Raw genomic sequence first — 25,944 nt, 5'->3', positions numbered from 1 at the left:
GCCTCAGGTCCCATAGGCCCGGGCGGGGCCGGTCACCTCGGCCATTGCGGCCAGCAGGATTTCGGCGATCACGTCCAACTCAGCCCGGCTCAGCCGCACCGGCAGGCGCACGTCGCAGGCGCGCATCAGCATGGCGCGGGTCTGCGGCAGCTCGGGTACATCGCCCAGGAACTGCCAGTTCCAGAAGGCGCGGGCATTATCTTCGCTCAGGCCAAAGATCTGCACCTTGACCCCACGCCGCTCGGCGGCTGCGGCAAAGGCGCGGGTTTCCGCCTCGTCCAGACCGATCAAGTTGAACTGGATCGAATCCGGGGCGCGCTGTTCCGGCGCCAACGGGGCAGGGACGTCGATGAAGGGGGACGTGTTCAGGCGACCCGCCACATAGTCGTGATTGACCAGCCCGTCGCGCACCCGGCGTGCCAGTTCGGGGATTTGCGGCCGGATCACTGCGGCGCTCAGGTTCGACATGCGCAGATTGTAAAGCGGCAGCTTGTTCTGCCAGCGGGCAAAGGCCTCGGCCAGTTCCGGCGAATTCTGCCCCTCCGGACCCTTGTGTTTCTTCCAGTTATGCTCATACGCGCCCGACATGATCACCGCGCGCGCCACCAGATCGGCGTCATCGGTGACCAGGATGCCGCCTTCGCCCGCATTAATCATCTTGTAAGACTGGAACGAGAAACAGCCGACCCGGCCGATAGTGCCGATATTGCGCCCGTGCCATGTGGTCCCCAAAGAATGCGCCGCGTCCTCGATCACCGGGATACCGCGCGCATCGCAGAGCGCCATGACCCTGTCCATGTCCGAGGTATGGCCGCGCATATGGCTGATGATCACGGCCTGCACACCCTCAAGCTTGGCCGCAAAATCGCCCATGTCGATCCGGTAATTGGCGCCGACCTCGCACAGGACCGGAATACAATCGGCATGCACGATGGACGAGGGTACGGCGGCAAAGGTAAAGCCCGGGATCAGCACCCGCGCATCACGCGGCAGACCCAATGCCTTGAGCGACAGGAACAGCGCCGCCGAGCACGACGACACCGCCAGCGCATATTTCGACCCCAGCAGTTCGGCGAACTCTGCTTCGAGCAGCGCCACCGGCGCATCCTGCGGCGCGGTATAGCGGAACAGATCACCCGATCGCATCAGCGCGTCGATTGCTTCGCGCGCAGCGGCGGGAATGGGTTCGGCGTCGTGAACGTTGGGTGGCAGCGTCATATTTGAGATTCCTGAATTCAACCTTTCAAAATTGTAAATCAGTTGTGTAACAGAGCCAAGAAAATCCTGAACGGACATACAGAAATCCGCCGAGTGGATGAAAAAAAACGGGAAGGGCAAGCCCTTCCCGCATCACAGGGAGAACAATCTGCTGCTGATCAGACGTTCAGCAGCAGGTGTTCGCGTTCCCAAGGTGAAATCACCTGAAGGAACTCATTGTATTCGGCGCGTTTGACGATGCTGTAGACGCGGGCGAACTCCGGCCCGAGTACATCGTGCAGGTCCTTGGCCTCGTCGAACATGTCGAGCGCATCGCCCATCACCTGCGGAATGTCGCCCTCTCCATCATAGGCGTCGCCCCGGAATTGCTTGCGCGGGCGTTTCTCTTCCATCAGGCCGAGATAGCCACAGGCCAGCGACACCGCGATGCCCAGGTAGGGGTTACAGTCCATGCCCGCCAGCCGGTTTTCGATCCGGCGCGCGGCCGGGCCCGACAGCGGCACGCGAATGCCGGTGGTGCGGTTGTCACGGCCCCATTCCAGGTTGATGGGGGCGGCGTGATCTTTCACATAGCGGCGGTACGAGTTCACATAGGGCGCCATCACCGCCAGCCCGGACGGCATATAGTTCTGAAGACCCGCGATGAAGTGATAGAAGGCGTCGGTTTCGCCGCCTTGCGGGCCTGAGAAGATGTTCTCGCCGGTTTCCATGTCCACGATCGAATGGTGAATATGCATGGCGCTGCCGGGTTCGTCCTCGATCGGCTTTGCCATGAAGGTGGCGAAACAATTGTGGCGTAGTGCCGCCTCGCGGATCAGCCGTTTGAAATAGAACACCTCGTCGGCCAGTTTGACCGGGCTGCCGTGCCGCAGATTGATTTCCAGCTGACCGGCGCCGCCTTCCTGGGTGATGCCGTCAATCTCGAACCCCTGCGCCTCGGCAAAGTCGTAGATGTCGTCAATCACCGGGCCGAATTCGTCGACCGCGGTCATCGAATAGGCCTGCCGTGCCGCCGCCGGGCGGCCCGAGCGGCCCATCATCGGCTCGATCTCCTTGGCCGGGTCGAGGTTGCGGGCCACCAGATAGAATTCCATCTCGGGCGCCACGACCGGTTTCCAGCCCTGCGCATGATAGAGCGAGACCACATGTTTCAGCACGTTGCGCGGGCTGAACGGAATCGGGTCGCCGTCGCGGTCATAGGCGTCATGGATCACCTGAAGCGTCCAGTCGCCGGTCCAGGGGGCGGCGGTGGCGGTCGAGTAATCGGGGCGCAGGATCATGTCGCGCTCGATAAAGCCCTCTTCGCCCGCCGCATCGCCCCAGTCGCCGGTGATGGTCTGGTAAAAGATGCTGTCGGGCAGGTGGAAATAGTCCTGCCGCGCGAATTTGCTGGCGGGAACCGCCTTGCCACGGGCAATGCCGGGCAAGTCCGAGATGATGCATTCCACCTCGTCCAGGCGGCGGTTTTCCAGGTATGCCTTGGCGGCATCGGGGAGGTTGTCAGTCCAGTCGGCCATATCAGGCCCTCGCTTTCTTGTAGAAGTCCACCATCCGTTGACCGATGGCGGGGCTGTCCAGCGCCGTTTCCAGCCGGCGGGTCGCATCGTTCAGTACCGTGTCCGGTACCACGCCGCGTCCGCGGGTGCGGATCAGCCCGTCTATGAAGGTATTGTCGTATTCAGGATGCGCCTGAATGGTCCAGATGTTGTCGCCATAGGCGACCATCGCGTTCTGGCAGAACGCGTTGGAGCCCAGGACCCGGGCTCCTTCGGGAAGGGCCACCACCTGATCCTGGTGCCAGGCGTTCACGGTAACGCGCTCGCCATCCAGGTCGTATTCGGTAGGGCCGACGGCCCAGCCGCCCTTGAACTTCTCCACCTTGCCGCCCAGGGCCTGGGCGATGATCTGGTGGCCGAAACACACGCCGATCAACGGCTGACCCTTGTCGCGGATCTCGCGGATCAGCGCTTCGAGTGGGGGGATCCAGGGGTGGTCTTCGTAGACCCCGTGGCGCGAGCCGGTGATCAGCCAGCCATCGGCCGCGTCGGCGCTGTCGGGAAACTGTCCGTCCACCACCGCGAAGGTCACGAATTCAAAATTCTGAGGGCCAAGCAGGCGTTGGAAGAACCTGTCATAGTCGCCGGTTGCGCCGATCAGGGCGTCGGGGGCGTGGCCGGTCAGAAGGATGCCAATTTTCATGTATCACCAAATTGTACAATTGCCGGATCGGGGCCCCGGCATTGCCCGTCGCCTGAGCGATTCAGACCGTATCGAGATAGACTTCGATCTTTTCCTGATCCGTCAACTCCTGAATGTAGCGATACTCTTGCCGCTTGGTCATGACATAGTTGCGGATCAGCTCGGGTGCAAAGATCCGGGCCACGGCGGGATCGGTTTCGAAGGCCTCGATGGCCGCTTCCCAACTGTCGGGGATCTGCGGCAGGTCGACGTCATAGGCGTTGCCCGACACTGCGGGCGGCGGCGTCTTTCCGTCCTCGATTCCGTTCAGCGCGGCACCCAGAACCGCTGCGATCATCAGGTAGGGATTGACGTCGCCACCGGCAACCCGGTGTTCGATCCGGCGCGCGACGGGGCTGCCCGAGGGGATGCGGATGGCTGCGGTGCGATTCTCGTAGGCCCAGGCGACGCCGGTCGGCGCATGGGCGTTGGGCACCAGTCGTGCATAGCTGTTGTCATGCGGCGCAAAGATCAAAGTGCTACCCCGCATCGCGTCCAGACAGCCGCGCACGGCGTGCAGCAACGTATCGCTGCCGCGCTCGGTGCCATCGTCGAAGACATTGTTGCCGTCCTCGTCGAGGACCGAGAAATGCATGTGCATGCCCGAGCCTGCATAGTCCTCGTAGGGCTTTGCCATGAAGCTGGCGGCGAAGCCGTGTTTACGGGCCAGACCTTTGACTAACATCTTGAAAAGCCACGCATCATCGGCGGCGCGCAGGGCGTCGTCCTGGTGCATCAGGTTGATTTCGAACTGGCCTACACCCGCTTCCGAGATGGCTGTGTCGGCGGGGATGTCCATGACCTCGCAGGCGTCGTAAAGCTCGGTGAAAAAATGATCAAACTGATCGAGCGCGCGCACCGACAGGATCTCGCCCGCCTTGCGCCGCTTGCCCGAGCGGGGCGATTGCGGGATTTGCAGGTGACGGCCGCTGTCGTCGATCAGGAAGAACTCCAACTCGACCGCGACCACCGGTTTCAGGCCGCGCGCCTTGTAGCGTTTCACCACCGTGTTCAGCGCGTGGCGCGGGTCGCCCTCGTAGGGGCGGCCGTCCTCGTGGAACATCCAGATCGGCAACAGGCCGGTGGGCGTATCGAGCCAAGGCATTGGCATGAAACCGCGTTCCGTCGGCTGCAAGACGCCATCGCGGTCGCCCGAGGCCAACACCAGGGGGCTGTTTTCGATATCCTCGCCCCAGATGTCGAGATTCATTACCGACATCGGAAAGCGGGTACCGCCTTCGATCGCCTTTTCGGCGAACCGACCGGGCACGCGCTTGCCGCGTGGCTGGCCATTCAGATCGGCGGCGGCAACACGAATTGTTCTTACCTGCGGGTTCTTCCGCAGCCAGTTCTTGGCTTGCATGGGACCTTCTCATGCGATGTCTGTTAGATTTGATCAAATTCCTACTACCAGTCCGGGGGGTCTGGCAAGCTCTATTTCCCGCCCTTTTGATTTTGCTGCTATTCGCGGATCGCGAAACGCACCGGAATTGACCGTTTTGTAGGGCCATTAAGGGGTGAATTGACCGTTTTGTACCAAGGCTTCAGGGGTTCAGAAGAACCGTTCCGGGCGGTAGAGGTCCAGCAGCGGGTCGCTGTCCTGCTCCACCACCTCGCGCGCGACAAGCTCGCCCACCAGAGGGCCGAGGGTGACGCCGCTGTGCATGGTGGCAAGGTAGAGCCCATCTTGGCCGGGCACGGGACCGATGGCGGGAAAGCCGTCGGCGGGGACCGGGCGGGTGCCCAGGGCGGCCTGTTCCAGATGCAGGTCCGCGACGCCGGGCAGGCGGCGGTGCAGGCGGGCCATCAGCTCGTCGATCAGGCCGCTGGCGAAATCGAGCGTCTCGGTGGCGATGCCACCCGAGAATATCTCGCCCAGGTAGAGACGACCGTCGCTGGCCTGACGGAAATGGATGTCCGAGGACATGACGATGCGGCTGATCACCGGGGCGATGGGGGCGGTGCGCAGAATCAGGCCAGGGCGGTTGCTCATCGGCAGGCCGGTCAGCATGCCGGAGCGGATGCCGGCGGCGACGATCACGAGATCGGCGGACATCGGGCCAAGGTCGGTTTCGATCCCCGTCACCCGGTCGCCGGTGCGCGTGAGCCCGGTCACCTCACGCCCCAGGATCAGGCGGGCGCCATTGGCGGTTGCCCGGCGCAGCAGCGCGCGTGCCACCTTGTCGGGTTCGGCCGCCCCTTCGGAAGGGCACCAGATCGCCCGTTCGGGCGGGTTGGCGACATTGGGTTCCAGCCGGGTGAACTCGTCCGGGCCGATCAGCGAGACGTCGTAGCCCCAGCGCGCCATCGCATCGAGATGGGTCTCGAAGGCTTCGCCTTCGTCCTCCCACCAGATGCAGCCTTTCCAGGTGACCGCATCCGACAGGTCGAGCGTGTCGCAGAGCGTGCGAAAACGCGCGACCGCCGCGAGCCGGAAACGGAAGTAGCTGTCGCTCTCTGACGCGGCGGCGTTGATCCAGCCGAATGACATGCCCGAGGCCCCGGCGCCGGGACCCGCGCGGTCGATCACGGTAACGCGCGCGCCGCGCGCGGCGAGCTGATCGGCAATGGAGGCGCCGACAATCCCGGCGCCGATCACCACGACATGCATGCGGGACCTCAGCGGGCGAGGGTGAGGCGGAAGCGCATCTTTGCACGCCGTTCCGCCGGAAGGTGACGGTTGAGCCTGGTGTTGATCACGCCGAACACGCCCACCACGGTCAGCGTCAGCAGGATGAAGTAGAAGGCCAGGATAGGGTAGGGGACGAAGGGGTTGAAGGTCTTGTCGGCGAAATAGCTGGCGTAATAAAGCGCATCGCCGCGCTGTTGCCAGGCCGGGAAGGCCGAGAAGAAGACCAGCGTTGTGGCGTGAAAGAGAAAGATCGCCTCGTTCGTGTAGGCGGGCCAGGCCAGCCGCATCATGGTGGGCCAGACGATGCGGCGGAAGCGGGGCCAGCCGCTCATGCCATAGGCGTCGGCGGCCTCGACATCGCCCTTGGGGATCGTGCGCAGCGCGCCATAGAAGATCTCGGCCGAATAGGCGGCGGTGTTCATGAACAGCACGATCAGCGCCCCGGCCCAGGCCGAGGTCAGCATATCGAACATCGGATAGCTCTTCTTCAGCGACAGGAAGAAGAAATAGGCAAAGAAGAACTGGATGAAGAGGGGCGAGCCGCGGAAGACGAAGATGAACCATTCCGCCGGTTTGCGCGCCCAGCGGTTCGACGAGCTTTTGCCAAGCGCCAGGGTAACGGCCAGAAAATAGCCGGTGACCAGCGCCATCAGGCCGAAATAGATGTTCCAGATCATGCCCGAGCCGATCAGGGTGAACTGTTCACAGAGCGTGAAGTCGGATTTCGGCAAGAGCCGTTCGCCGATACCGATCGAGCGCAGGCCATAGTCCTGGATGGTGTCGATACAGGATTTCATGCCGCGGCCTCCTTGCGCAGGGCCTCGCCGCCGGTGGTGGCCTGGCCGTGGCTGAGGCGCACGGTCAGTTTTTCCAGCAGGATTTCAGAGATGCGGGTGAAGCTGAGATAGAAGACCAGCAGGAACAGGAAGTACCACATGCGCCAGTCGTCATGCGGATAGCTGGTGAATTTCGAGGTCTTGGTGCCGCCGATCTCGCGCGCCCAATAGACGATATCCTCGATCCCCAGCAGGAACAGCAGCGGGGTTGCCTTGATCAGGATGAGCCAAAGGTTCGACAGGCCGGGCAGGGCATAGATCCACATCTGCGGGACGAGGATGCGCCAGAAGGTCTGGCGCCGGGACATGCCATAGGCGGCGGCGGTTTCCAGCTGGGCATGCGGCACGGCGCGCATGCCGCCGCGCAGCACGTTGGCGGCAAAGGCGCCGAAGACGATGGCAAAGGTGATGACGGCGAGGAAGAAGGAATAGCTCTGATGCACCCATTCGGGCGCCGTGCCAAGCGGCAGCTTGGCGGCGGGGCAGACGAGGAAGTCGTTGCCCTGGCGGATCGGGTCGGTCCATTCGGGGCAGAGGACCTGGTGGCGGGTCCATTCAAAGGCCTGGTCGAGCGCGATCACGAAGAACAGGAAGAAGGCGATATCGGGAACGCCGCGCATGATCGCGATATAGCCCTCGCCCAGCCAGCGGACCGGGGCCAGGTGCGCCCGGGTGGCCATGGCGCCGCCAAAACCCACCGCCAGCGCCACGGGCGCGGTGATGAACAGCAGCAGCAGCACCTTGATGAAGGACATGTAAAACGACAGGTGCACGCCGTTGGTCAGGTAGCACGAGAACCAGCGAAAGGTGCCAAGCGTGTCGGGATCAGCGCAGTAGGAAAACATCGGAGAGCCTTTGCGGGGCGTGGCGCGGCGATGGCGCGCGGGGGGCGGGGCGGCCTTCGACGAAGGCCGCCCCGCCCCTGACGGGATTATTCGTAGATGGCGGCGTTTTCGCCGAACCACTTCTTGATCATCGCGTTCAGCGTGCCGTCCTCTTTCATCGAGGTGATCGCCGCGTCGAACTTGCCGCGCAGCTCGCCGTCGCTTTCGCGCAGGCCCATGCCGACGCCGCCGCCCAGCGGCACGTCATCGCCCACGAACATCAGCTCGCCGCCCGATTCCTCGACCAGCGGCACCAGGTAGTCCTTGTCGGCAAACACGGCATCGGCCTCGCCGTTGCGGACGGCGGCGATGGTTTCCTCGGGCGTTGCGAACTCGACCAGGGTGGCGCCGCTTTCGGCGATGTAACCGGCCTGGATGGTGGCGGTCTGGGCCGAGACGACGCCCGACAGGTCGGCGCCTTCGGAGGTGGCGACATAGGCCGAGGCGGTCGGCGGCAGGTAGTTCTGGGTGAAGTCGATCACCTCATCGCGCTCGTCGGTGATCGACATGCCGGCGATGATGGTGTCGTAGTTGCCCGACACCAGGTTCGGGATGATCGAATCCCAGTCGTTCTTGACCCATTCGCAGGTCAGTTCGGCGCGCTTGCAGAGCTCGTCGCCCAGTTCGCGCTCGAACCCGTCAACTTCGCCCTTGTCGTTGATGAAGTTGTACGGAGGGTAGGCGCCCTCGGTCCCCATGCGCACGGTCTGGGCCATGCCCATGCCGGCGGTGAGCGCCAGGGCGGCGGCGGTCAGAATCAGTTTTTTCATTGTGAGACACTCCCCTTAGAGTTTGGTGTTTTTGAGTTTATGCGGCCTGGGTGGCGGAAAGGAAGCCCCGCAGGCGTTCGGATCGGGCCGCGCCGAAAATCTCTTCGGCAGAGCCTTCTTCCTCGATCAGTCCCTGGTGGAGAAACACCACATGGGACGAGATATCTGCGGCCATCTTCATGTCATGGGTGACGATGATCATGGTGCGGCCCTCGGCGGCGAGGTCCTTGATCACGCGGATCACCTCCTGCTCCAGCTCGGGGTCGAGCGCCGAGGTCGGTTCGTCGAACAAGAGCGCCTGCGGCTCCATGCACAGGCCGCGCGCGATGGCGGCGCGCTGTTGCTGGCCGCCCGAGAGCTGCGCCGGGTAGTTGTCGCATTTGTCGCCGATGCCGACCTTGTCGAGATAGCGGCGGGCGCTGTCCTCGACCTCGCGCCGGTCGCGGCCCAGCACGTGCAGCGGCGCCTCCATCACGTTTTGCAGGATGGTCATATGAGCCCACAGGTTGAACTGCTGGAACACCATGCTGAGGTTGGTGCGGATGCGCAGCACCTGCTTGGGGTCCGCCGGGCGGCGGTTGGAGCCCTGGCCGACCCAGTGGACTGGTTCACCGTTGAAGATGATCTCGCCCTGCTGGCTGTCCTCGAGCAGGTTGCAGCAGCGGAGCAGCGTGGATTTCCCCGAACCGGACGATCCGATCAGCGACACGACGTCGCCGCGACGGGCGGTGATGTCGACGCCCTTGAGTACTTCAAGCTGGCCAAATGCCTTGTGAAGGTCCTTGATCTGGATGACGGGGGGATTGTCTGTCACGTGGTGTCCCGGTGCTTTTGTTCTTGTTGTCAGAGCGTAACTAGGTCCGAATTTTCGGCATATTGCAACGTTCAAAACGACGGTTTGCGCAGTGAAGCTGCCGAAATGGTCAGTCTTGGGGGCGAAATGCGTCCGGTGCGGGCGGGTTGGGGACCGCCAGATAGGCGGCCGCGGGGATGTCGACCAGCCCCCTGAGATGCAGGGCGGCGCGGTCGGCGGGGGCCAGATTCGCGATTGCCGCACGCACCGCGCGGGCAATGGCCGGGGCGTCACGGCCCGGTGCGGTGATATAGGGCAGGGTCGGCGTGGGCGCGGTGTGGGCCACCTCGCGCAGGCGCGGGCCGAGGTCGGTATGTTCGCACAGCAGCTCCCAGGTCAGCGCATCGAGTGCTGCGAGATCGGCGGACCCGTCCACCACCGCCCGCGCCGACAGGGCATGGGCGCCGGATTGTTGCGGATGTCCGGGATGCAGGCCAAGCGCCAGAAGATGGCTGACGGGCGCTGCCCAGCCCGATTGCGACAGCGCCTCGTTATAGGCAAAGACCCCCTCGGCCAGCGCCGCCAGATCGCGGTCATCCCCGGCGCGCGCCACGAAGACCGAGCAGTAATGCCCGGGCGGACAGCCGGGCAGGCCGTAATCCGGCGTTCCCACGAGTTGCACGGTTTGGTGCAGGCGGGTGCGAAAGGGCATGCCGCAGGTCTGCGCCAGCACCAGCGCGGGGTCCTGCCAGATCTCCCAGACATCCCGGTCACGGTCGAGCCGGTCGGGGCCAGTGCCCAGTTCGGTGCGAATCAGCGACCAGAACCGGTCGTTGACGTCCTGGATGGCGGGCATGTCATACATGCCGAGCATCGCGGTCATTGCTGCGCCGCCATTTGCCGAGCGAGTGCCGAATCCAGGTCGTTGACGCCCAGCAGGCTGGCCACCAGCCGCATCAGCGCATCCTCCTCGCCGCTGCGCTGGCCGTCGGCCAGCGCCACCGACCAGGCGGCTTCGACCACGGCGCGGCGGTCTTCGTAGGCGACCGCATCCTTGATGGCGCGGGTGAAGCGGACGGTATCGGGCGCCTCGGATTCAAGCGTTTCGGCGCGGGCGCGCAAGGCGGTGGCCTCGAACGGCGAAAGGCCATATCGCCGGGCGGTGATCCGGTCGATCCGGGCCACCTCGGCCGGGGCATAGTCGTTGTCGGACCGGGCGATGCGGACCAAGAGCGCGGTCAGCGCCAGGCGGGCGTCGTCTTCGGTCAGGGGGTCGGGCTGCGGCTGGGACAGCCGGTTCAGGAAATCGCGAAACATGTTCAAGCTATAGGGCGGGATGTTGGCCGCGCCAAGATCAGCCGTTGCGGCGGGCCAGAATCCGGGCGCGGGCGTCGTCGCTGTCCTTGCGGCTGAGACCCATCGCGATGCGCGCCTCCTCGACGATCTTGACCTCGCCTTCACGTTCCTCGTTGTCGGCCAGGACCACCTCCCACAGCGCGTCGAGCGCGGCCAGGCGTTCCTCGAGCCCGGTGGTCTCGCGGATCAGCCGACCGAACGTGTCGGTTTCGGGGGCTGCGGCATGCAGTTTCTCGCAGGTGGCGCGGACCTTGGCGGCCTCGATCGCGTTATGCTGGTAGAGGCGCGCCAGGATGCGGTCGATCAGGCTGATCTCTTCGACCTGATAATCGCGATCCGCCTTGGCCACGCGCACCAGCAGCGCGCCGAGCGCCAGTTCGGCGTCGGGATCGGGCAGTTGTGTGGGCGCGGGCGGCCGGAAGGCCTGGAACAACTTTTTAAGCATGGCGGGAATTTACCCCATATCTAGCGGGTCGCCAAGCGCGAACTACCCGTCATAGCCCTGGATGATCACCATGTCGCCAGTCGAGACCGGATCGCGCAGCGCCTTGGCGGCCTGGTAGCCCGGGCTGCGGTAACAGGCGAGCGCGGCCTCGTAACTGGGAAATTCGATCACCACGGTGCGGGCGCGGCAATGGCCTTCGGTCTGTTCATAGGCGCCGCCACGCACCAGGAAGCGGGCGCCATATTCGGCAAAGGGGGCGGCATTGGCGGCGATGTAGGTCTTGTAGGTTTCGATATCGTTCACATCCACATGGGCGACCCAGTATCCCTTGGTCATCTTTCGCTCCTTCAATGTGCGGTCAACCTGCCGGGGAACGCGCGGCTGCGCAATCCCGCTTGTGCGGTGCGGCGAATTCGGCAAAGTGGGACGAGATGCTGACATTCGACGGACATAACGACGTGCTCACCGAGCTGAGCCGGGTCGGCGGGCGGGCCGCGGCGCCGGGGTTCCTGACCGGGTTGCCCGGCCAGATGGACCTGCCGCGGGCGCAGGCCGGCGGCTTTGGCGGCGGGTTCTTCGCGCTCTGGTCCCGATCCGACGGTTTTACCGATTTCAGCATGCTTGGCGCCGAATACGACGTGTCGCTGCCCGATCCGGTGCCGGATGCGCAGGCCTGGGAGATGATCCGGGCGCAGGCGGACACGCTGGTGGCGCTGGAGGAGCTGGGCGCGCTGCGCATCTGCACCAGCAGCACCCAGATCGCCCGCGCCCGGGCCGATGGCGTGCTGTCGGCGATCCTGCATCTGGAGGGGGCCGAGGGAATCGGGCCCGATTTCTACGAACTCGAGGAACTCTACGCGCTGGGCCTGCGCTCGCTCGGGCCGGTCTGGAGCCGGCCCAATGTCTTTGGCCACGGTGTGCCGTTCCGCTATCCTTCGGGCCCCGATATCGGGCCGGGCCTGACCGAGCGCGGCCGCGCGCTGATCGCGCGCTGCGAGGAGATGGGCATTCTCGTCGATCTCAGCCACCTGAACCTGGCGGGGTTCCGCGATGTGGCGGCGATCTCGAAACGCCCGCTGGTGGCGACCCATTCCAATGCTCATGCGGTGGTGCCGCATGCCCGCAATCTGACCGACGAACAGCTGCGGATCATGGCCGACAGCGGTGGCCTGGCCGGGCTGAATTTCGAATCCACCTTCGTGCGGCCGGACGGGCGGCCGGATGACGACATTCCGCCCGCCTTCCTGCTGGCGCAACTCGATCACCTGATCGACCGGCTGGGCGAGGAAGGCGTCGGGCTGGGCTCGGATTTCGACGGCTGCACGCCGCCCAAATGGCTGAACTCGGTCGACAAGCTGCCGGTGCTGGTACAGGCGATGGAGCAGCACGGCTACACGCCGACCCGGATCGAGCGGATCTGCTGGGGCAACTGGATGCGGGTGCTGTCGGACGTCTGGCGCGAAACCCGGCCCTGATAACAAGGTGCGCCTGCGGCGCGCTCACCTGTTTTGGCGCCTGCGGCGCGGGATGCGAGGCGCTGCCTCGCGCTCCGGAGTATTTCGAACCAGAAAGAAGCAGGATTGCTTCCTGTACTTTCCTCTTGCTGAAAGTATCCCGGGGGAGGCGCCGAAGGCGACGGGGGCAGAGCCCCCATCCCCCGATCAGACCAGGCGCGAGCTTTCCTTGGCCGCGCGCACGAAATCGGCAAATAGCGGATGTGGTGCAAAGGGTTTCGATTTCAGTTCGGGGTGATACTGAACCCCGATGAACCACGGATGATCCGCCCATTCCACGATTTCGGGCAGGCGCCCGTCGGGCGACATGCCGGAGAACCGCAGCCCCGCCTTTTCCAGCTTGTCGCGGTACTTGATATCCACCTCGTAGCGGTGGCGGTGGCGTTCCTCGATGTTGCAGGCGCCATAGACCTCGGCCACTTTCGAACCTTCGGCCAGCACCGCGTCATAGGCGCCGAGCCGCATGGTGCCGCCCTTGTCGTCATCGACCTTGCGGCTGACCTTGTAATTGCCCTGCACCCATTCCTTGAGGTGATAGACCACCGGCTCGAACCGTTTGGCGCCGGCCTCGTGGTCGAACTCCTCGGATCCGGCGCTGGCCATGCCCGCGACGTTGCGCGCCGCCTCGATCACCGCCATCTGCATGCCGAGGCAGATGCCCAGATAGGGCACCTGGTGTTCGCGGGCATATTGTGCCGCCTTGATCTTGCCCTCGGTGCCGCGTTCGCCAAAGCCGCCGGGCACCAGGATGGCATGGAAGCCTTCGAGATAGGGCGCGGGATCCTCGCGGTCGAATATCTCGGCATCGACCCATTCGATCCTGACCTTGACCCGATTGGCCATGCCGCCGTGGGTCAGCGCCTCGGCGATGGACTTATAGGCGTCCTCGAGTTGGGTGTACTTGCCGACGATGGCGACCTTGACCTCACCCTCGGGGTTGTGGATGCGGTCGCTGACGTCTTCCCATTTCGTCAGGTCCGGCTTGGGCGCCGGGCTGATCTGGAACGCGTCCAGCACCGCCTGATCGAGCCCCTCGGCATGATAGGCCAGCGGCGCGTCGTAGATGGTCGAGAGATCCTGCGCGGCGATCACCGCCTCGGGGCGGACGTTGCAGAAAAGCGCCAGTTTCTCGCGTTCCTTTTGCGGGATCGGCCCTTCGGAGCGGCAGACGAGGATATCGGGGGCGATGCCGATGGAGCGCAGCTCCTTGACCGAGTGCTGAGTGGGCTTGGTTTTGAGCTCGCCGCTGGCCTTGATATAGGGCAGCAGGGTGAGGTGCATGAAGATGCACTGGCCGCGCGGCTTGTCCTGGGAAAACTGGCGGATCGCCTCGAAGAAGGGCAGGCCCTCGATATCGCCGACGGTGCCGCCGATCTCGCAGAGCATGAAATCGACCTCATCCTCGCCGATCGAGATGAAATCCTTGATCTCGTTGGTGACGTGCGGGATCACCTGGATGGTCTTGCCAAGGTAGTCGCCGCGGCGTTCCTTCTCCAGCACGTTGGAATAGATCCGGCCCGAGCTGACCGAGTCCGTTTTGCGCGCGGCCACCCCGGTGAAGCGTTCGTAATGTCCGAGATCCAGATCGGTCTCGGCGCCGTCATCGGTGACAAAGACCTCGCCATGTTCAAAGGGCGACATGGTGCCCGGATCGACGTTCAGATAGGGGTCAAGCTTGCGCAGGCGAACCGAGAAGCCGCGCGCTTGCAGCAGTGCCCCCAATGCGGCCGAGGCCAGACCCTTGCCAAGCGAAGAAACGACACCGCCGGTGATGAAGATGAAACGCGCCATGAGTGTTCGGCTGCCCCCGTGAGAAGTCATAAATCAGCTGCCCGGCGGTTTTGGAAAAACCGCAGCATCACGGGACTTCACGTATAAAGGATTCGCGCCAATTGCGCAAGAGAACCGCAAGATGCTGTTGCGGCCCTCACCAGGAATGCAAACTGTTGTAGATCAGTCGGCCTTGGGCACCAGGGGTACATTGTCGCCCGTGCTGGGCGGCAACAGGTCGCTGCCTGCCGGAACGTTGGGTGTGGCCGGCTCGGATGCCGCAGGCGCGGGAACGCCCAGACGGTCGATGACCGAGGTGCCGGATGCCTTTTGCGCCGCGATCACGGTCAGGGTGATCGAGGTCACGATGAACGCGATAGCCAGAACCCAGGTCACCTTGCTGAGCGCGGTTGCGGCCGCGCGGCCGGTCATAGCGCCGCCGCCGCCGCCCATGCCCAGGCCGCCACCTTCGGACCGCTGCATCAGGACGACGGCGATCAGGCCCAGAGCCAGGAGAAGGTGAATGATAAGGACGACGTTTTCCATGGTGTTCCTGCGGCCGGTGGCGAGTATCGCGTGGTATCTATGCAAGTTTGCCCGCAGGGGCAAGCCGCGAGTTTGGATCACCTTTGGTAATACCCTTCATCACGGTAAAGAGGCTGGACAGGCTCGGACGCGCGCGGCAGTCTTCGCCGTATGCCACATGACCATCACGACCACCCGCATTCCCTTCTCCCCCCGGACCCGGCGCTGCGCGTCAAGGCTTTGGAGACGATCCTGACCCGCAAGGGGCTGATCGATCCGGCCGCTCTGGACGAGATCATCGACACTTACCAGAATCGCATCGGGCCGCAGAACGGGGCGCGTGTCGTCGCCCGCGCCTGGGCCGATCCGGCGTTCAAGGCGGCGCTGTTGGCCGATCCGATGCCTTTGTTGACCGAGCTGGGGTACTACGGACGGCAGGGTGAACACATGGTCGTGGTCGAGAACACGCCCGAGACCCATAACATGGTCGTCTGCACCCTGTGCAGTTGCTATCCTTGGCCGCTGTTGGGCATTCCGCCGGGCTGGTACAAGTCCGACGCCTATCGCTCGCGCGCGGTGCGCGAGCCGCGCAAGGTGCTGGCCGAGTTCGGGGTGGTCCTGCCCGAGGGGACCGCCGTGCGGGTGTGGGATTCGACGGCCGAGATCCGCTATCTGGTGCTGCCGATGCGGCCCGAGGGGAGCGAGGGTCTGGACGAGGAGGCGCTGGCCGCGCTGGTGACGCGCGACAGCATGATCGGCACCGGGCTGGCGCGGGTGCCGGCATGACGCGGGTGCATGACATGGGCGGGCGGTTTGGCGATGGCGCCATCACGCCCGAGGCCGATGGTATCCCGCGCTTGGGCGACTGGCAGGCGCGGGCCTTGGCGCTGACCGTGGCGGCGGGGTCTCTGGGACAGTGGAACATCGACGTCTCGCGCCATGCGCGCGAGCGGCTGTCACCGGCGGATTATGGCCGCTTCAGCTATTTCGAGAAATGGATCGCGGCGCTGGCCGATCTGCTGGTCGAGACCGGGGTGTTGACCGTGGATGACCTGCGCGGAGGCGGCGCGGCAGGGGTTCACCCGCTGGCCGGGCGCGCGATGAAGGCCGAGGCGGTCGCGGGCGTGCTGGCGCGTGGCGGTCCGGCGGACCGCCCGTCGAACGTGGCGGCGCGGTTCGAGGTCGGACAGATGGTTCGCACCCTGCGCCCGGCGGCCAACCGACTGGTCGATGGCGGCCATACGCGGCTGCCCGCCTATGCGGCGGGCGCGCGCGGGCGGATCGTGCTGAAACACGGCAGCCATGTGTTTCCCGACAGCAGCGCCCACCGGCTGGGCGAGGCGCCCGAGCCGCTGTATGCGGTGGCTTTTCCGGCCTCGGAGCTTTGGGCCGACCCCGAGGCGCCGGGGGACGAGGTGGTGCTGGATCTCTGGCAAAGTTACCTGGAGCCGGCATGAGCGAGTGCCCCGATATCGCCGCGCCCGAGCCGGTCTTTGCCGAGCCCTGGCATGCGCAGGTCTTTGCCCTGACGGTGCATCTGAACGAGGCCGGACGGTTCACCTGGGCCGAGTGGGTCGACCGCTTCTCGGCCATGCTGGCGCAACATGGAGTGTCGCGCGACCTGGACGGGGGCGAGGATTACTTCAACGCCTGGCTAGAGACGTTGGAGACGCTCTTGAGCGAGGAGGGAGAAGCCGCGCCCGAGGAGCGCGCGCGGATGCGCGCGGCCTGGGAACACGCCTATCTGTCGACGCCGCATGGCCAGCCGGTGCGGCTGGCCGAGTGATCAGCCCTTGTCGTCGGGGTCGGCCTGACCGATCCCGCGAAACACGGCCTTGAACGGCAGCGCCCAAAGGATGCCGAGACCCACGAACACCGCCAGTTCCACCAGCATCGGCAGCCCATCGAACCGGGCGCGCAACCAGTCGGTCAGGGTCACCGCCACCACCACGTAGAGCGGCAGCCCCACGAGCAGAATCACCAGTGCCCAGCGGCGGCGGGCCTTGTAACTCAGCGCCATCAGTCGGCGAACGGGTCGGTCACCAGGATGGTGTCCTCCCGCTCCGGGCTGGTCGAGACCATGGCGACCGGGCAGTCGATCAGTTCCTCGACGCGGCGGACATATTTGATCGCATTGGCGGGCAGGTCGGCCCAGCTGCGGGCGCCTTCGGTGGATTCGGACCAGCCGGGCATTTCCTCGTAGATGGGCGTGCAGCGCGCCTGTTGGTCGGCGGCGGTGGGCAGGTAATCGAGCCGGGTGCCGTCCAGATCGTAGCCGACGCAGATTTTCAGCGTCTCGAACCCGTCGAGCACGTCAAGCTTGGTCAGCGCGATGCCGTTGATGCCGCTGGTGGCGCAGGTCTGGCGCAGGAGCGCGGCATCGAACCAGCCGCAGCGCCGCTTGCGCCCGGTGGTGGTGCCGAATTCATGGCCACGGGTCCCCAGACGCTCGCCATCGTCGTCATGCAGCTCGGTCGGGAAAGGGCCTTCGCCGACCCGGGTGGTATAGGCCTTGACGATGCCCAGCACATAGTTGATCGCGCCGGGGCCGATGCCGACGCCGGTTGCGGCCTGACCTGCGATCACGTTCGAGGAGGTGACAAAGGGATAGGTGCCAAAGTCAATATCCAGAAGCGCGCCCTGCGCCCCTTCGAACAGGATCCGCTTGCCAGCCTTGCGTTTCTCGTTCAGCACCTTCCAGACCGGGGCGGCAAAGGGCAGGATCTGCGGTGCGATCTCGCGCAGTGCGGCCAGCAGCGCGTCGCGGTCGATCGAGCCCAGACCCAGACCCGAGCGCAGCGCGTTGTGGTGTACCAGCGCCCGGTCGACGCGCAGTTCCAGCGTTGCGGCATCGGCCAGATCGGCGACGCGGATCACGCGGCGGCCAACCTTGTCCTCGTAAGCGGGGCCGATGCCGCGCCCGGTGGTACCGATCTTGGCCACCGAATTCTGATTTTCGCGGGCGCGGTCAAGCTCGCCGTGGAAGGGCAGAATCAGCGGCGTATTCTCGGCGATCATCAGGGTTTCGGGGGTGATCTCGATGCCCTGATCGCGGATGGTGGCGATCTCCTTGACCAGATGCCAGGGATCCAGAACCACGCCGTTGCCGATGACCGATAGCTTGCCGCCGCGCACCACGCCCGAGGGCAGCGCGTGTAGCTTGTAGACCTGGCCGTCGATCACCAGCGTATGGCCGGCATTGTGGCCGCCCTGAAAGCGCGCGATCACATCGGCGCGCTCGCTGAGCCAATCCACGATCTTGCCTTTACCTTCGTCGCCCCACTGGGCGCCGACAACGACGACGTTGGCCATATCCGGTCCTTTTGCTTGGTGTTACAAACCCGCGCCCATATACCGATGCGCGCGCGACAGGGAAACCGCAATTTCGACGCATGTGATCTGAAACACTGGACAGATTCGTGCGTTTGAGCGATTTTCTGCGGTAAAAAAAGAAGAAGGCGGTATGGACATATGGGCGTTTTCCTGAGGTGGTTCTTTGCCTTCGCGTTGTTGGCGCTGACCTACAACCCGACGGAACTCAACTTCGTGCATTGGACGTATGAACATTATCAGACCCATCTTTCGGTGGCCGTGTTCATGGGATTGGTTCTGTCGATCGGGTACATCATCTATATCCGCGCCACGTTGCGGTCGATCGGGCCATTTGGCATGGCGCTGGTGCTGTCGCTGGTGGCGTCGCTGTTGTGGGTGCTGTTCGATTTCGGCCTGCTGCATCTGGACAACAACACCGCGAATGTCTGGCTGGGCATCCTGGCGCTGTCGGTCGTGCTGGGGGTCGGCCTGAGCTGGAGCCATGTGCGCCGGGCGCTCGCCGGGCAGGCGGATGTGGACGATGTTGACGAATAAGGCTGTTGCTGCGGCGTTTCCGCAAAGGAGATGATAGCGCCGCGGTGATGGCGCAAAGAAAAACGGCGCCTGACGGGCGCCGTTTTGCATTTCTGCCGGTTCGATTATCCGGCGGCGCGTTTGTCGGGGCGGAACCCGATCTGGCCTGAGGCAGTGAAGAGGCCATTGGAGGTTTTCTTCAGCTTGCCCTCGCGCAGGAGTTGGCCGAAGGAGCGCAAGCCGTCCTCGCGGTTGAACTCCTGATCGTCGAGCTGGCGCACCTTGTTCATCAGCTGTGGCCGCGAGAAGTGGTCGCGATTTTCGACGAAGGACATATAGGCGGCCGCCGCTTCAAGCAGTTCGTGCAATCCACTGGCCCCGGTTTCGGCGACGAATTCGGCAAAGCTGCCTTCGACCGCCGCGGCGGGGGCGTCCTCGGACACCAGGCTGGCCACGCGGCGGGGGAGGACCGGGCCGCGCGAGGCGGCCGCGCGCGGTGTGTCGATGCGCTGTTCGGCCACCAGTTTCAAGGGTGCCGGGCGCACATCCTCGCGGGCGCGCGGGGTCTGCGCTGTTGCCACAGGACGACGCGGGCGAACGACCTCGGCCAGGTCGGAGCGATACTCGTTATCGTCGGTGCGGGTGCCAAATGTACCCCCAGCGGATTTCTCGGCCTGGGCTGCCGCGATGGCGCCGCGCATCTGCGAGTACGTTTCGCGATTGCTCGACAGTTCGGGGTCTCCGAGTTTCTCGTCGGCGCGGGCCATCAGGCGCGAGATGTCATCCTCGCCCGCGTTGTCATCCTCGTCATCGAACTGATCGGTGAGGTCTGCTGCGTCATCGGCACCGAAAATGGAGGCTTCTTCATCACCGAACGGGGTGTCGTCTTCGTCGTCGGCCTCGTCAAAGATCGAAGCGCGGTCATCGGTGTCCTGGTCCTCGTCTCGCTCTTCGTCCGCGTCTTCTTCACGGTCCGAGAAATATTCGGCTTCGACAGCAGCAAGCTCACGCAGAAGGTCTTCCTCGTCCTCGGCAGACAGCGATCCTGCCTTTTCGGGTTGCAGTCGGGCTTCCTGCTGCTCGATTTCGGTGCGTCTGATCTTGGTCACGCGGATGGTCGCGCTTGGGGCCGGAGCGACCAAGGGTTCGTCGCTGTCGTCCGCATCTGCCGCCTCCTCGTCTGTATCCCAGTCGGCGGTCATGGCAGCAGCGGGCACTACGGCCTCGTCTTCGTCTTCGTCTTCGCCTTCGTCATAGAACTCTTCATACTCGTCATCCGCCTCAATCGCGGCGGTGATATCCGCGACTGCTTCGGAAACGGTGACCTCGGCCGATACGGCATCAGCGTGCTCGTCTTCCGAGAAGTCCTCTTCGTTGCGGGCGGCCTGTTCGTTGCGCGAGACTACTGCGCGGATGCGCTGAAGCTTGGCGGCTATCGAATCGGCGGCAGGCGGGGTCTGTTCCACCGGCTCGGCTTCGAAAGCCTCCGCCTCCACCGGCTCGGACTCGAAGGTCTCGGGCTCGGCCCATTCGGCGACTTCGGCCTCTTCCTTGGCGGTGTCCTGCGGCTCATCCTCTTCGATGTCGTGGGCGGCGACGCTGGCCAGGATGTCGGCCGTGCCGTTTTCCTCCGCTTCATCTTCAACGGCATCGGCGGCCTCGGCTTCGACCGGCTCGGCGGCGCGCTCTTCGGCTGCGACCTCTTCGACCATTTCCTCGGCGGGGGCCTCTTCCACTGCGGTTTCCGCTTCGGGCGCCGGGGCGGCTGCGGTCTCCGCAACAGGTGCTTCTTCGTTCACCGGCTCGGCGAGCGCTTCGGCTTCGGCCTTAGGAGCGGGTTCGGCGGCGGGGGCGGCGGTAGCGGCAGGGGCGACAGCAGCGGTCGCGGGTTCGGCTGCGCGCAGGACAATGCCGGTCGCGTCGCGCCGCGCCTCGACCTGGCGGGCGATCTCGCGCTGGGCGATTCGCGCCAGCATCTCGGCATCGGGTTGCGGCGGTTCGGCGCCGAAATAGCGGTCGTCGGCGGCCAGGTCCCGGAAGTACTCGGCAATGGCCTTCATCGTATCGAAGGAATCCTCGAACCCTTCGAGGGTACAGGAGAACGTCCCATAGGAGACGGTCAAGACCTTGTTGTTCTGTACCATGGGATGCTCGTCCTCTACATAGTTGTGCCTAAGCGTTTACCATCCCTTGGGCGTCAATTTCGGCCCGATTCTGTGCAAATGACCGTATCATTTTGTGACTACAATATGTCCTGCTTCCTGAAAGGGCGACAATTCAGCCATGAATACCCCGATTGTTGATACTTCGGAACCGGTAACCCTGATAGGGGGCGGCGAGATCGGCGCTGGCGACCTGGATCTGGCGCTTGAGCGCGCCAGAACGCTGGTCGCCGCCGATAGTGGCGTGCTGGCGGCGCTGGCGCAGGGGCGGATGCCCGATGCGGTGATCGGGGATATGGACAGTCTGCCGGCGCTGCACCGGGTGCATATTCCTGAGGAGCGGCTGCACAAGGTCCCGGAACAAGACAGCACCGATTTCGACAAGGCGCTGCGCCATGTCACGGCGCCGCTGGTGTTGGGGGTGGGCTTTCTAGGCGCGCGGGTGGATCACCAGCTGGCGACGTTCAACGCATTGGTGCGGCATGCGGATCGCCCTTGTGTGCTGATCGGTGCGGTCGAGGCGATCTTTCACCTGCCGCCGCGGCTGGAGCTGAATCTGGTGCCGGGTGATGTGGTCTCGGTGTTTCCAATGGCGCCGGTGACAGCCCGGTCCGAGGGGTTGCACTGGCCGTTGGCGGGCCTGCAGATGGCGCCCGACGGTCCGATCGGAACCTCGAACCGGGCGACCGGGCCGATCGCGATCGAGGCGGCGGGGCCGGGGTTGCTGGCGATGGTGCCGCGCGGGGCGCTGGACGGGGTTATCCGCTGGTTCCTGTCGCCGCGCTGCGGGCGGTGGCCTGCTCGCGCAGGATGACATAGAGGCCCGCGGCCATTGTGATCAGGATGCCGAGCGCCGCCAGCCCGTTGGGCAGGTCGCGAAAGATTAGCCAACCGATTGCGGTGGCGACCGGGATTTCCAGATACTGCATCGGCGCCAGCGTCGCCGAGGGCGCATAGCGCAACGACCAGGTCATCAAGAGATGTGCTGCCGTGCCCAGCACGCCGATGGAGAGGAGCAGCCAGAGCGTTTCTCCCGAGGGCGCGACAAAGGTCAGCGCCTCGATCCCAGTGGCATGACCGAGCAGCAGGATCGGGGCGAGGATCACACTGGCCATGACCCCCGACACCGCCTGAAGCGCGATCGGGTCGGTATCTTTGGCCAGTTGTCTTGTGACCAGCATGAAGAGGGCAAAGACCACGGCGACGACAAGTGGCAGAAGGGCGGGGAGGCCGACTTCGGCAAAGCTGGGCTGAATCACCAGAAGTGTGCCGATGAACCCCACGATACAGGCGCCAAGGCGGCGCGGGCCGACTTCCTCTCCCAGAACGTATTTGCCCAGCAACAGCATGATGAAGGGCATGACAAAGGCGATGGCAACCGCATCGGCAAGCGGCAGGTATTGCAGCGCGGTGAACATGGCCCAGATGCCCACGATATGCAGCAGGGTGCGCAGGGCAGTCAGGCGCAGGAGCCGCCCGCGCAATTGCCAGGGGCGTCCGGTGGCCTGGACCAGCGGGATAAGGATCACCGCTTGTATACTGAAGCGCACAAGCAAAAGCTGCATGGTGGGCATGGTGCCGCCCAAAAGTTTGGCCAGAGCATCGCCCATCGGGGCGAGCACACAGAAACCAAGCATCAGGAAGATGCCGAGAAGGGGGCGGTCAGCGGTCATTGCGCCACGCTAGTTTCGCCTGTGCCAGGACACAAGGGTGCACGAACGTCGCGCGCGTGTGGGGGATGACCCAGGACGTGACGTCCACAAGTCTTGCGGACCTGCGGTTGGCTCGCAGGTTAATGTGAGCGCTTTCTGATTTTGGCAGGTCATGCCGATCCGGTCGGTTTTGGGATGTGCGCTGCTCTGTTCCGGGTATGGCGGAGCCTTGTGTGCGGGTGAGTCCCCGAATGTGCAATGAATGTCCCGAATTTGAAGAAAAACGAAATTCAATCGGGTCATTGGGGCTCTATCAGCAACAATAGCCCCTATTTTCCAACGTATTGGCCGCGACCGAATGAGTAGGTATGCGGTAAAGTTCTTTCAGTCTCTTTTGTTTTGGGGTTACCAGGTTGTACCGCGTTTACGTTTCCCTTTCCGCAACGATCTTCTTGGCCACGGTCGCCACTGCGTCGCCGCTGCCGAGGTGGTCGGGTGCAGGTCCGAACGCGTGCAGGGGTGCCTGCTCGCAGGAATGGGCTATCGGTCAGTTGAACGAGGCTGAGCGCGCCGAGTTGGCGGCTGCGCGGATCGCGGCCCCGGACCCACAGCCGTTTGTCGTCGAGAACGGCGACGTTTTCACGATGATGTCCTATCAGAAAAAGGGGCGGCCGGTCGCGTACCGAACCTATACTGTTGCCGATCTGGGCGAGCCGGAGCTTGCGCATGGATGGTCGATGAACGGGTGGTCGTTTGTTCGGCTAGAGGCGTGCGGGAACTGGGCGATTGTCAATCAGAACGCGCAAGGTCCGGCGTTTTCGCCCCCCCTGCCGGTTGCCGCTCAGATCACGCCCTTGCCGACATCGCTGCGACCTACATCGAACCGCAACACTGCCGGACCAATTCCAACGCCGACCGGAGCGGTGTTTTCGACACCAATTCTACCGGATTCCGGCGGACCGATCGTGAATACGCGAGATATTGAACCTCCGATTTTCACCGAGAGTAACGAGTTTCCGGAGCCTTTGAAGAACCCGCCGATATCTCCGGTACCCATTCCCGCATCATTCTGGGCGCTGATTATGGGTGTGATGGCGATTTCGGCGTTGGGTCTTCGGCTCAAGTCTGTGCAAGGTCACCGGCGGGTTTGAGCGGGACGGTCTGTTGCCGAAGCCGCAGACCGCAGACCAGTACCAATCGGTTGCGAGCTGACCCGACATCAGCAGTTCGGCACGTTCACTGCCAGCCCGCCCAGCGAGGTTTCCTTGTATTTCTCATGCATGTCGGCGCCGGTCTGGCGCATGGTCTCGATCACCGCGTCGAGCGGCACGAAATGCTTGCCGTCGCCGCGCAGGGCAAGGCTGGCGGCTGACACGGCCTTGATCGCGGCCAGCCCGTTGCGTTCGATACAGGGTACCTGCACCAGACCCTTGACCGGGTCGCAGGTCATGCCGAGATGATGTTCCAGCGCGATCTCAGCCGCGTTTTCCACCTGTTCGGGCGTGCCGCCCATCACCGCGCAGAGACCTGCCGCCGCCATGGCGGCGGCGCTGCCGACCTCGGCCTGGCAGCCGGCCTCGGCGCCCGAGATCGAGGCGTTGTACTTGACCAGCCCGCCAATGGCGGCAGCGGTCAGCAGGAAATCCTCGACATGGCTGGGGGCGGCGCCCGGCACGTGGTCGAGGTAGTAGCGCAGCACCGCGGGCAGGGTGCCCGCCGCGCCGTTGGTGGGGGCGGTCACCACCTGGCCACCGGCGGCGTTTTCCTCGTTCACCGCCATGGCATAGACGCTCATCCAGTCGTTGATCGTGTGCGGCGCGTTCAGGTTCATGCCGCGTTCGGCCACCAGAGCGTCATGGATCCCTTTGGCGCGGCGGCGCACATTGAGGCCACCGGGCAGAATGCCGTCGGTGGCCAGTCCGCGTTCGATACAGTTGTTCATCACTTCCCAGAGCCGCGCGGTGCCCTTGGCGAAGGAGACCTCGCAGCCACGCGCGATCTCGTTGGCGCGTTTCATCTGCGCGATGGATTTGCCCGAGGCGGCCGCCATCTCCAACATCTCGGCGGCGGATTTGAACGGGTAAGGGACCGGCGGGCCGTCATTGCTGTCCTTGCCCTGGGCCAGTTCCTCTTCGGTCAGGACAAAGCCGCCGCCGACCGAATAGAACACTTGCCGCAGGATTACGTCGCCCTGTGCGTCGGTGGCCATCAGGATCATGCCGTTGGCATGGCCCGGCAGGGCGTGGTCATAGTCGAAGATCAGGTCGCGCCTGGGGTCGAAGGCCAGCACCGGCAGCCCCTCGGGCGTTACCGTATGGGTGGCGTGGATCGCGGTCAGCGCCGCCTCGGCCTTGTCGTTGTCATAGCTGTCGGGGACAAAACCCGCGAGGCCGAGGATGGTGGCGCGGTCGGTGGCGTGACCCACACCGGTAAAGGCCAGCGAGCCGTGCAGCGAGCCCTTGACCCCGTGGAAGGCAAAAGGCGAGGCGCGCATCATGTCGAGGAAGCGCGCGGCGGCCACCATCGGCCCCATGGTGTGCGACGAGGACGGGCCGATGCCCACTTTGAACATGTCGAAGACGGAGAGGAACATATCAGGTAGCCGAACCTTCTGGCGGGTTTGCGTGATGGGGGGCGGTGAACGGGGTGTCGCCCAGCCCCTCGGCCGCTTGCGCGGCTCGGGTGGCGGGGCGGGTTTCCAGCGCCGCGAGGATGCGATGCAGATGCGGCGTGTCGGCGGCCGCGAACCAGCTGCGGTCGCTGTCCTGGGGATAGAGCGCCAGCCAGCGCATCAGGCAGGCCAGATACCAGCTCAGGATGGACGGGGTGGCGGGCGACAGCCAGTCCGGCGCCTCGGCGGCCACCGCGTCGAGCAGAGCCAGATGGGTGCGCAGGCGCGGGCGCAGGCCCGCGCGCAGCGTCTCGGCCTCCATCTCGGCGATGTATTTGTCGGGATAGAACAGCATGCGCATATCCGCATGCAGCGTGTTCGAGGCGAAGAACAGCCATTTCAGGAAGGCGCCGCGCGCCGGATCGGCGGGGGCCGGGGCCAGACGGCCATGGGTATCGGCAAGCCAGAGCAGGATGGCGGCGGTTTCGAAAATCGGGCCTTGCGGGGTTTCCAGCACCGGGATCAGCCCGGCGGGGTTGAGCGCGCGATAGGCGGCGCTGTCCTGGGCCCGGGTTGCGCGGTCGACCAGCACGGTGTCATAAGGCAGGCCCATGTCCTCGAGCGCCAGCCGGATCACCAGCGAGGCGTTGTCGGGGGCATAGTGGAGGCGATAGGGCGCGGTCATGCCCCCG

General features: G+C 64.5%; 28 protein-coding genes. 7 read left to right on the top strand and 21 right to left on the bottom strand.

The genetic code is table 11. The features are described 5' to 3' along the window. Positions 1-3 precede the first annotated feature (3 nt). The 13 genes from OEZ49_RS08595 to OEZ49_RS08535 all read right to left on the bottom strand — a co-directional run bounded on the left by OEZ49_RS08595 (position 4) and on the right by OEZ49_RS08535 (position 11,508). Positions 4-1,218: a DegT/DnrJ/EryC1/StrS family aminotransferase gene (locus OEZ49_RS08595; RefSeq protein WP_263387929.1), complete on the bottom strand. Its 1,215-nt coding sequence runs from the start codon at positions 1,216-1,218 to the stop codon at positions 4-6. 158 nt (positions 1,219-1,376) lie between these two features. After that, complete coding sequence (locus OEZ49_RS08590; protein WP_263387928.1) at positions 1,377-2,735, bottom strand: glutamine synthetase family protein; 1,359 nt, start codon at positions 2,733-2,735, stop codon at positions 1,377-1,379. A 1-nt stretch (position 2,736) separates the two neighbouring features. Continuing rightward, on the bottom strand, positions 2,737-3,417 hold the full coding sequence (locus tag OEZ49_RS08585) for a type 1 glutamine amidotransferase (RefSeq protein ID WP_263387927.1): 681 nt from the start codon (positions 3,415-3,417) through the stop codon (positions 2,737-2,739). A 61-nt stretch (positions 3,418-3,478) separates the two neighbouring features. Further along, a complete protein-coding gene (locus tag OEZ49_RS08580) occupies positions 3,479-4,819 on the bottom strand; it encodes a glutamine synthetase family protein (protein WP_263387926.1) in 1,341 nt (446 codons plus the stop codon). Positions 4,820-5,008: 189 nt separating this feature from the next. Further along, positions 5,009-6,067 (bottom strand): NAD(P)/FAD-dependent oxidoreductase, encoded by a 1,059-nt coding sequence (locus OEZ49_RS08575; RefSeq protein WP_263387925.1) that lies wholly within the window; start codon positions 6,065-6,067, stop codon positions 5,009-5,011. Between the two features lie 8 nt (positions 6,068-6,075). After that, the gene (locus tag OEZ49_RS08570; protein ID WP_164132418.1) at positions 6,076-6,885 is read right to left on the bottom strand and encodes an ABC transporter permease; all 810 of its coding nucleotides are present in this window, start codon (positions 6,883-6,885) and stop codon (positions 6,076-6,078) included. Further along, positions 6,882-7,769: an ABC transporter permease gene (locus OEZ49_RS08565; protein ID WP_164132417.1), complete on the bottom strand. Its 888-nt coding sequence runs from the start codon at positions 7,767-7,769 to the stop codon at positions 6,882-6,884. The genes OEZ49_RS08570 and OEZ49_RS08565 overlap by 4 nt, the downstream gene beginning before the upstream one ends. 86 nt (positions 7,770-7,855) lie before the next feature. Continuing rightward, the gene (locus tag OEZ49_RS08560; RefSeq protein WP_164132416.1) at positions 7,856-8,578 is read right to left on the bottom strand and encodes a transporter substrate-binding domain-containing protein; all 723 of its coding nucleotides are present in this window, start codon (positions 8,576-8,578) and stop codon (positions 7,856-7,858) included. Between the two features lie 37 nt (positions 8,579-8,615). Continuing rightward, positions 8,616-9,392, bottom strand: a complete 777-nt coding sequence (locus tag OEZ49_RS08555) for an ABC transporter ATP-binding protein (RefSeq protein ID WP_164132415.1) — start codon at positions 9,390-9,392, stop codon at positions 8,616-8,618. A 109-nt stretch (positions 9,393-9,501) separates the two neighbouring features. Continuing rightward, positions 9,502-10,254: a phosphate/phosphite/phosphonate ABC transporter substrate-binding protein gene (locus OEZ49_RS08550; protein WP_263387924.1), complete on the bottom strand. Its 753-nt coding sequence runs from the start codon at positions 10,252-10,254 to the stop codon at positions 9,502-9,504. Beyond that, positions 10,251-10,688 carry a tellurite resistance TerB family protein gene (locus OEZ49_RS08545; RefSeq protein WP_263387923.1) on the bottom strand — a complete coding sequence of 146 codons (438 nt, stop codon included), beginning with the start codon at positions 10,686-10,688 and terminating at the stop codon, positions 10,251-10,253. Before OEZ49_RS08545 ends, OEZ49_RS08550 begins: the two co-directional genes overlap by 4 nt. 37 nt (positions 10,689-10,725) lie before the next feature. Continuing rightward, positions 10,726-11,172 (bottom strand): tellurite resistance TerB family protein, encoded by a 447-nt coding sequence (locus OEZ49_RS08540; RefSeq protein ID WP_164132412.1) that lies wholly within the window; start codon positions 11,170-11,172, stop codon positions 10,726-10,728. Positions 11,173-11,214: 42 nt separating this feature from the next. After that, positions 11,215-11,508, bottom strand: a complete 294-nt coding sequence (locus OEZ49_RS08535) for a DUF1330 domain-containing protein (protein WP_263387922.1) — start codon at positions 11,506-11,508, stop codon at positions 11,215-11,217. Between the two features lie 95 nt (positions 11,509-11,603). Between OEZ49_RS08535 and OEZ49_RS08530 the strand changes: the two genes are divergently transcribed. Further along, the gene (locus tag OEZ49_RS08530; RefSeq protein ID WP_263387921.1) at positions 11,604-12,647 is read left to right on the top strand and encodes a dipeptidase; all 1,044 of its coding nucleotides are present in this window, start codon (positions 11,604-11,606) and stop codon (positions 12,645-12,647) included. 186 nt (positions 12,648-12,833) lie between these two features. Here OEZ49_RS08530 and OEZ49_RS08525 read toward each other — a convergent pair whose 3' ends face one another. Both OEZ49_RS08525 and secG read right to left on the bottom strand, forming a co-directional pair. After that, a complete protein-coding gene (locus OEZ49_RS08525) occupies positions 12,834-14,477 on the bottom strand; it encodes a CTP synthase (protein ID WP_263387920.1) in 1,644 nt (547 codons plus the stop codon). Between the two features lie 162 nt (positions 14,478-14,639). Beyond that, the gene (gene secG, locus OEZ49_RS08520; RefSeq protein ID WP_263387919.1) at positions 14,640-15,002 is read right to left on the bottom strand and encodes a preprotein translocase subunit SecG; all 363 of its coding nucleotides are present in this window, start codon (positions 15,000-15,002) and stop codon (positions 14,640-14,642) included. 150 nt (positions 15,003-15,152) lie between these two features. Between secG and nthA the strand changes: the two genes are divergently transcribed. Genes nthA through OEZ49_RS08505 form a run of 3 tightly spaced genes read left to right on the top strand, consistent with a single transcriptional unit; the run spans position 15,153 to position 16,767 of the window. Beyond that, on the top strand, positions 15,153-15,767 hold the full coding sequence (gene nthA / locus OEZ49_RS08515; RefSeq protein ID WP_263387918.1) for a nitrile hydratase subunit alpha: 615 nt from the start codon (positions 15,153-15,155) through the stop codon (positions 15,765-15,767). Further along, a complete protein-coding gene (gene nthB, locus OEZ49_RS08510) occupies positions 15,764-16,438 on the top strand; it encodes a nitrile hydratase subunit beta (RefSeq protein WP_263387917.1) in 675 nt (224 codons plus the stop codon). The genes nthA and nthB overlap by 4 nt, the downstream gene beginning before the upstream one ends. Continuing rightward, a complete protein-coding gene (locus OEZ49_RS08505; protein ID WP_263387916.1) occupies positions 16,435-16,767 on the top strand; it encodes a nitrile hydratase accessory protein in 333 nt (110 codons plus the stop codon). The genes nthB and OEZ49_RS08505 overlap by 4 nt, the downstream gene beginning before the upstream one ends. Here the strand turns inward: OEZ49_RS08505 and OEZ49_RS08500 are convergent, their stop codons facing one another. Beyond that, positions 16,768-17,001 carry a DUF2842 domain-containing protein gene (locus tag OEZ49_RS08500; protein WP_263387915.1) on the bottom strand — a complete coding sequence of 78 codons (234 nt, stop codon included), beginning with the start codon at positions 16,999-17,001 and terminating at the stop codon, positions 16,768-16,770. It lies immediately after the preceding gene. Next, entirely contained in the window at positions 17,001-18,293 is a 1,293-nt protein-coding gene (locus OEZ49_RS08495) for an adenylosuccinate synthase (protein WP_263387914.1), read from the bottom strand. Before OEZ49_RS08495 ends, OEZ49_RS08500 begins: the two co-directional genes overlap by 1 nt. A gap of 159 nt (positions 18,294-18,452) precedes the next feature. Here OEZ49_RS08495 and OEZ49_RS08490 point away from each other — a divergent pair, with 159 nt between their 5' ends. Next, positions 18,453-18,848 carry a DUF6524 family protein gene (locus OEZ49_RS08490; protein WP_263387913.1) on the top strand — a complete coding sequence of 132 codons (396 nt, stop codon included), beginning with the start codon at positions 18,453-18,455 and terminating at the stop codon, positions 18,846-18,848. Positions 18,849-18,952: 104 nt separating this feature from the next. On the opposite strand, the gene OEZ49_RS08485 is transcribed toward OEZ49_RS08490, so the two are convergent. Next, a complete protein-coding gene (locus OEZ49_RS08485) occupies positions 18,953-20,971 on the bottom strand; it encodes a chemotaxis protein CheA (protein ID WP_263387912.1) in 2,019 nt (672 codons plus the stop codon). A gap of 139 nt (positions 20,972-21,110) precedes the next feature. Between OEZ49_RS08485 and OEZ49_RS08480 the strand changes: the two genes are divergently transcribed. After that, positions 21,111-21,803 (top strand): thiamine diphosphokinase, encoded by a 693-nt coding sequence (locus OEZ49_RS08480; protein WP_263387911.1) that lies wholly within the window; start codon positions 21,111-21,113, stop codon positions 21,801-21,803. Here OEZ49_RS08480 and OEZ49_RS08475 read toward each other — a convergent pair. Next, positions 21,748-22,662, bottom strand: a complete 915-nt coding sequence (locus OEZ49_RS08475) for a DMT family transporter (RefSeq protein WP_263387910.1) — start codon at positions 22,660-22,662, stop codon at positions 21,748-21,750. The genes OEZ49_RS08480 and OEZ49_RS08475 overlap by 56 nt on opposite strands. Before the next feature lie 392 nt (positions 22,663-23,054). On the opposite strand from OEZ49_RS08475, the gene OEZ49_RS08470 reads away from it, so the two are divergent. Beyond that, the gene (locus OEZ49_RS08470; protein ID WP_263387909.1) at positions 23,055-23,792 is read left to right on the top strand and encodes a hypothetical protein; all 738 of its coding nucleotides are present in this window, start codon (positions 23,055-23,057) and stop codon (positions 23,790-23,792) included. A 68-nt stretch (positions 23,793-23,860) separates the two neighbouring features. On the opposite strand, the gene OEZ49_RS08465 is transcribed toward OEZ49_RS08470, so the two are convergent. Both OEZ49_RS08465 and OEZ49_RS08460 read right to left on the bottom strand, forming a co-directional pair. Then, positions 23,861-25,234, bottom strand: coding sequence for an L-serine ammonia-lyase (locus OEZ49_RS08465; RefSeq protein WP_263387908.1), 1,374 nt, complete (start codon positions 25,232-25,234; stop codon positions 23,861-23,863). A 1-nt stretch (position 25,235) separates the two neighbouring features. Then, positions 25,236-25,937: a glutathione S-transferase family protein gene (locus OEZ49_RS08460; protein WP_263388024.1), complete on the bottom strand. Its 702-nt coding sequence runs from the start codon at positions 25,935-25,937 to the stop codon at positions 25,236-25,238. Positions 25,938-25,944 lie beyond the last annotated feature (7 nt).

The sequence above is a fragment of the Ruegeria marisflavi genome (genome assembly GCF_025673445.1).
Lineage (GTDB): Bacteria > Pseudomonadota > Alphaproteobacteria > Rhodobacterales > Rhodobacteraceae > Ruegeria_B > Ruegeria_B marisflavi.
The sequence above is the reverse complement of the archived record's forward strand: the minus strand, read 5'-3'. Positions and strand labels throughout refer to the sequence as shown.

Coding starts and splice junctions, on each gene's coding strand:
- OEZ49_RS08575 (WP_263387925.1), bottom strand. CDS start 6,067: ATGCATGTCGTGGTGATCGGCGCCGGGATTGTCGGCGCCTCCATTGCC.
- OEZ49_RS08485 (WP_263387912.1), bottom strand. CDS start 20,971: ATGGTACAGAACAACAAGGTCTTGACCGTCTCCTATGGGACGTTCTCC.
- OEZ49_RS08530 (WP_263387921.1), top strand. CDS start 11,604: ATGCTGACATTCGACGGACATAACGACGTGCTCACCGAGCTGAGCCGG.
- OEZ49_RS08580 (WP_263387926.1), bottom strand. CDS start 4,819: ATGCAAGCCAAGAACTGGCTGCGGAAGAACCCGCAGGTAAGAACAATT.
- OEZ49_RS08500 (WP_263387915.1), bottom strand. CDS start 17,001: ATGGCGCTGAGTTACAAGGCCCGCCGCCGCTGGGCACTGGTGATTCTG.
- OEZ49_RS08550 (WP_263387924.1), bottom strand. CDS start 10,254: ATGACCGCGATGCTCGGCATGTATGACATGCCCGCCATCCAGGACGTC.
- OEZ49_RS08540 (WP_164132412.1), bottom strand. CDS start 11,172: ATGCTTAAAAAGTTGTTCCAGGCCTTCCGGCCGCCCGCGCCCACACAA.
- OEZ49_RS08545 (WP_263387923.1), bottom strand. CDS start 10,688: ATGTTTCGCGATTTCCTGAACCGGCTGTCCCAGCCGCAGCCCGACCCC.
- secG (WP_263387919.1), bottom strand. CDS start 15,002: ATGGAAAACGTCGTCCTTATCATTCACCTTCTCCTGGCTCTGGGCCTG.
- OEZ49_RS08565 (WP_164132417.1), bottom strand. CDS start 7,769: ATGTTTTCCTACTGCGCTGATCCCGACACGCTTGGCACCTTTCGCTGG.
- OEZ49_RS08490 (WP_263387913.1), top strand. CDS start 18,453: ATGGGCGTTTTCCTGAGGTGGTTCTTTGCCTTCGCGTTGTTGGCGCTG.
- OEZ49_RS08525 (WP_263387920.1), bottom strand. CDS start 14,477: ATGGCGCGTTTCATCTTCATCACCGGCGGTGTCGTTTCTTCGCTTGGC.
- OEZ49_RS08465 (WP_263387908.1), bottom strand. CDS start 25,234: ATGTTCCTCTCCGTCTTCGACATGTTCAAAGTGGGCATCGGCCCGTCC.
- OEZ49_RS08495 (WP_263387914.1), bottom strand. CDS start 18,293: ATGGCCAACGTCGTCGTTGTCGGCGCCCAGTGGGGCGACGAAGGTAAA.
- OEZ49_RS08570 (WP_164132418.1), bottom strand. CDS start 6,885: ATGAAATCCTGTATCGACACCATCCAGGACTATGGCCTGCGCTCGATC.
- OEZ49_RS08475 (WP_263387910.1), bottom strand. CDS start 22,662: ATGACCGCTGACCGCCCCCTTCTCGGCATCTTCCTGATGCTTGGTTTC.
- OEZ49_RS08505 (WP_263387916.1), top strand. CDS start 16,435: ATGAGCGAGTGCCCCGATATCGCCGCGCCCGAGCCGGTCTTTGCCGAG.
- nthA (WP_263387918.1), top strand. CDS start 15,153: ATGCCACATGACCATCACGACCACCCGCATTCCCTTCTCCCCCCGGAC.
- OEZ49_RS08535 (WP_263387922.1), bottom strand. CDS start 11,508: ATGACCAAGGGATACTGGGTCGCCCATGTGGATGTGAACGATATCGAA.
- OEZ49_RS08560 (WP_164132416.1), bottom strand. CDS start 8,578: ATGAAAAAACTGATTCTGACCGCCGCCGCCCTGGCGCTCACCGCCGGC.
- nthB (WP_263387917.1), top strand. CDS start 15,764: ATGACGCGGGTGCATGACATGGGCGGGCGGTTTGGCGATGGCGCCATC.
- OEZ49_RS08590 (WP_263387928.1), bottom strand. CDS start 2,735: ATGGCCGACTGGACTGACAACCTCCCCGATGCCGCCAAGGCATACCTG.
- OEZ49_RS08585 (WP_263387927.1), bottom strand. CDS start 3,417: ATGAAAATTGGCATCCTTCTGACCGGCCACGCCCCCGACGCCCTGATC.
- OEZ49_RS08480 (WP_263387911.1), top strand. CDS start 21,111: ATGAATACCCCGATTGTTGATACTTCGGAACCGGTAACCCTGATAGGG.
- OEZ49_RS08595 (WP_263387929.1), bottom strand. CDS start 1,218: ATGACGCTGCCACCCAACGTTCACGACGCCGAACCCATTCCCGCCGCT.
- OEZ49_RS08460 (WP_263388024.1), bottom strand. CDS start 25,937: ATGACCGCGCCCTATCGCCTCCACTATGCCCCCGACAACGCCTCGCTG.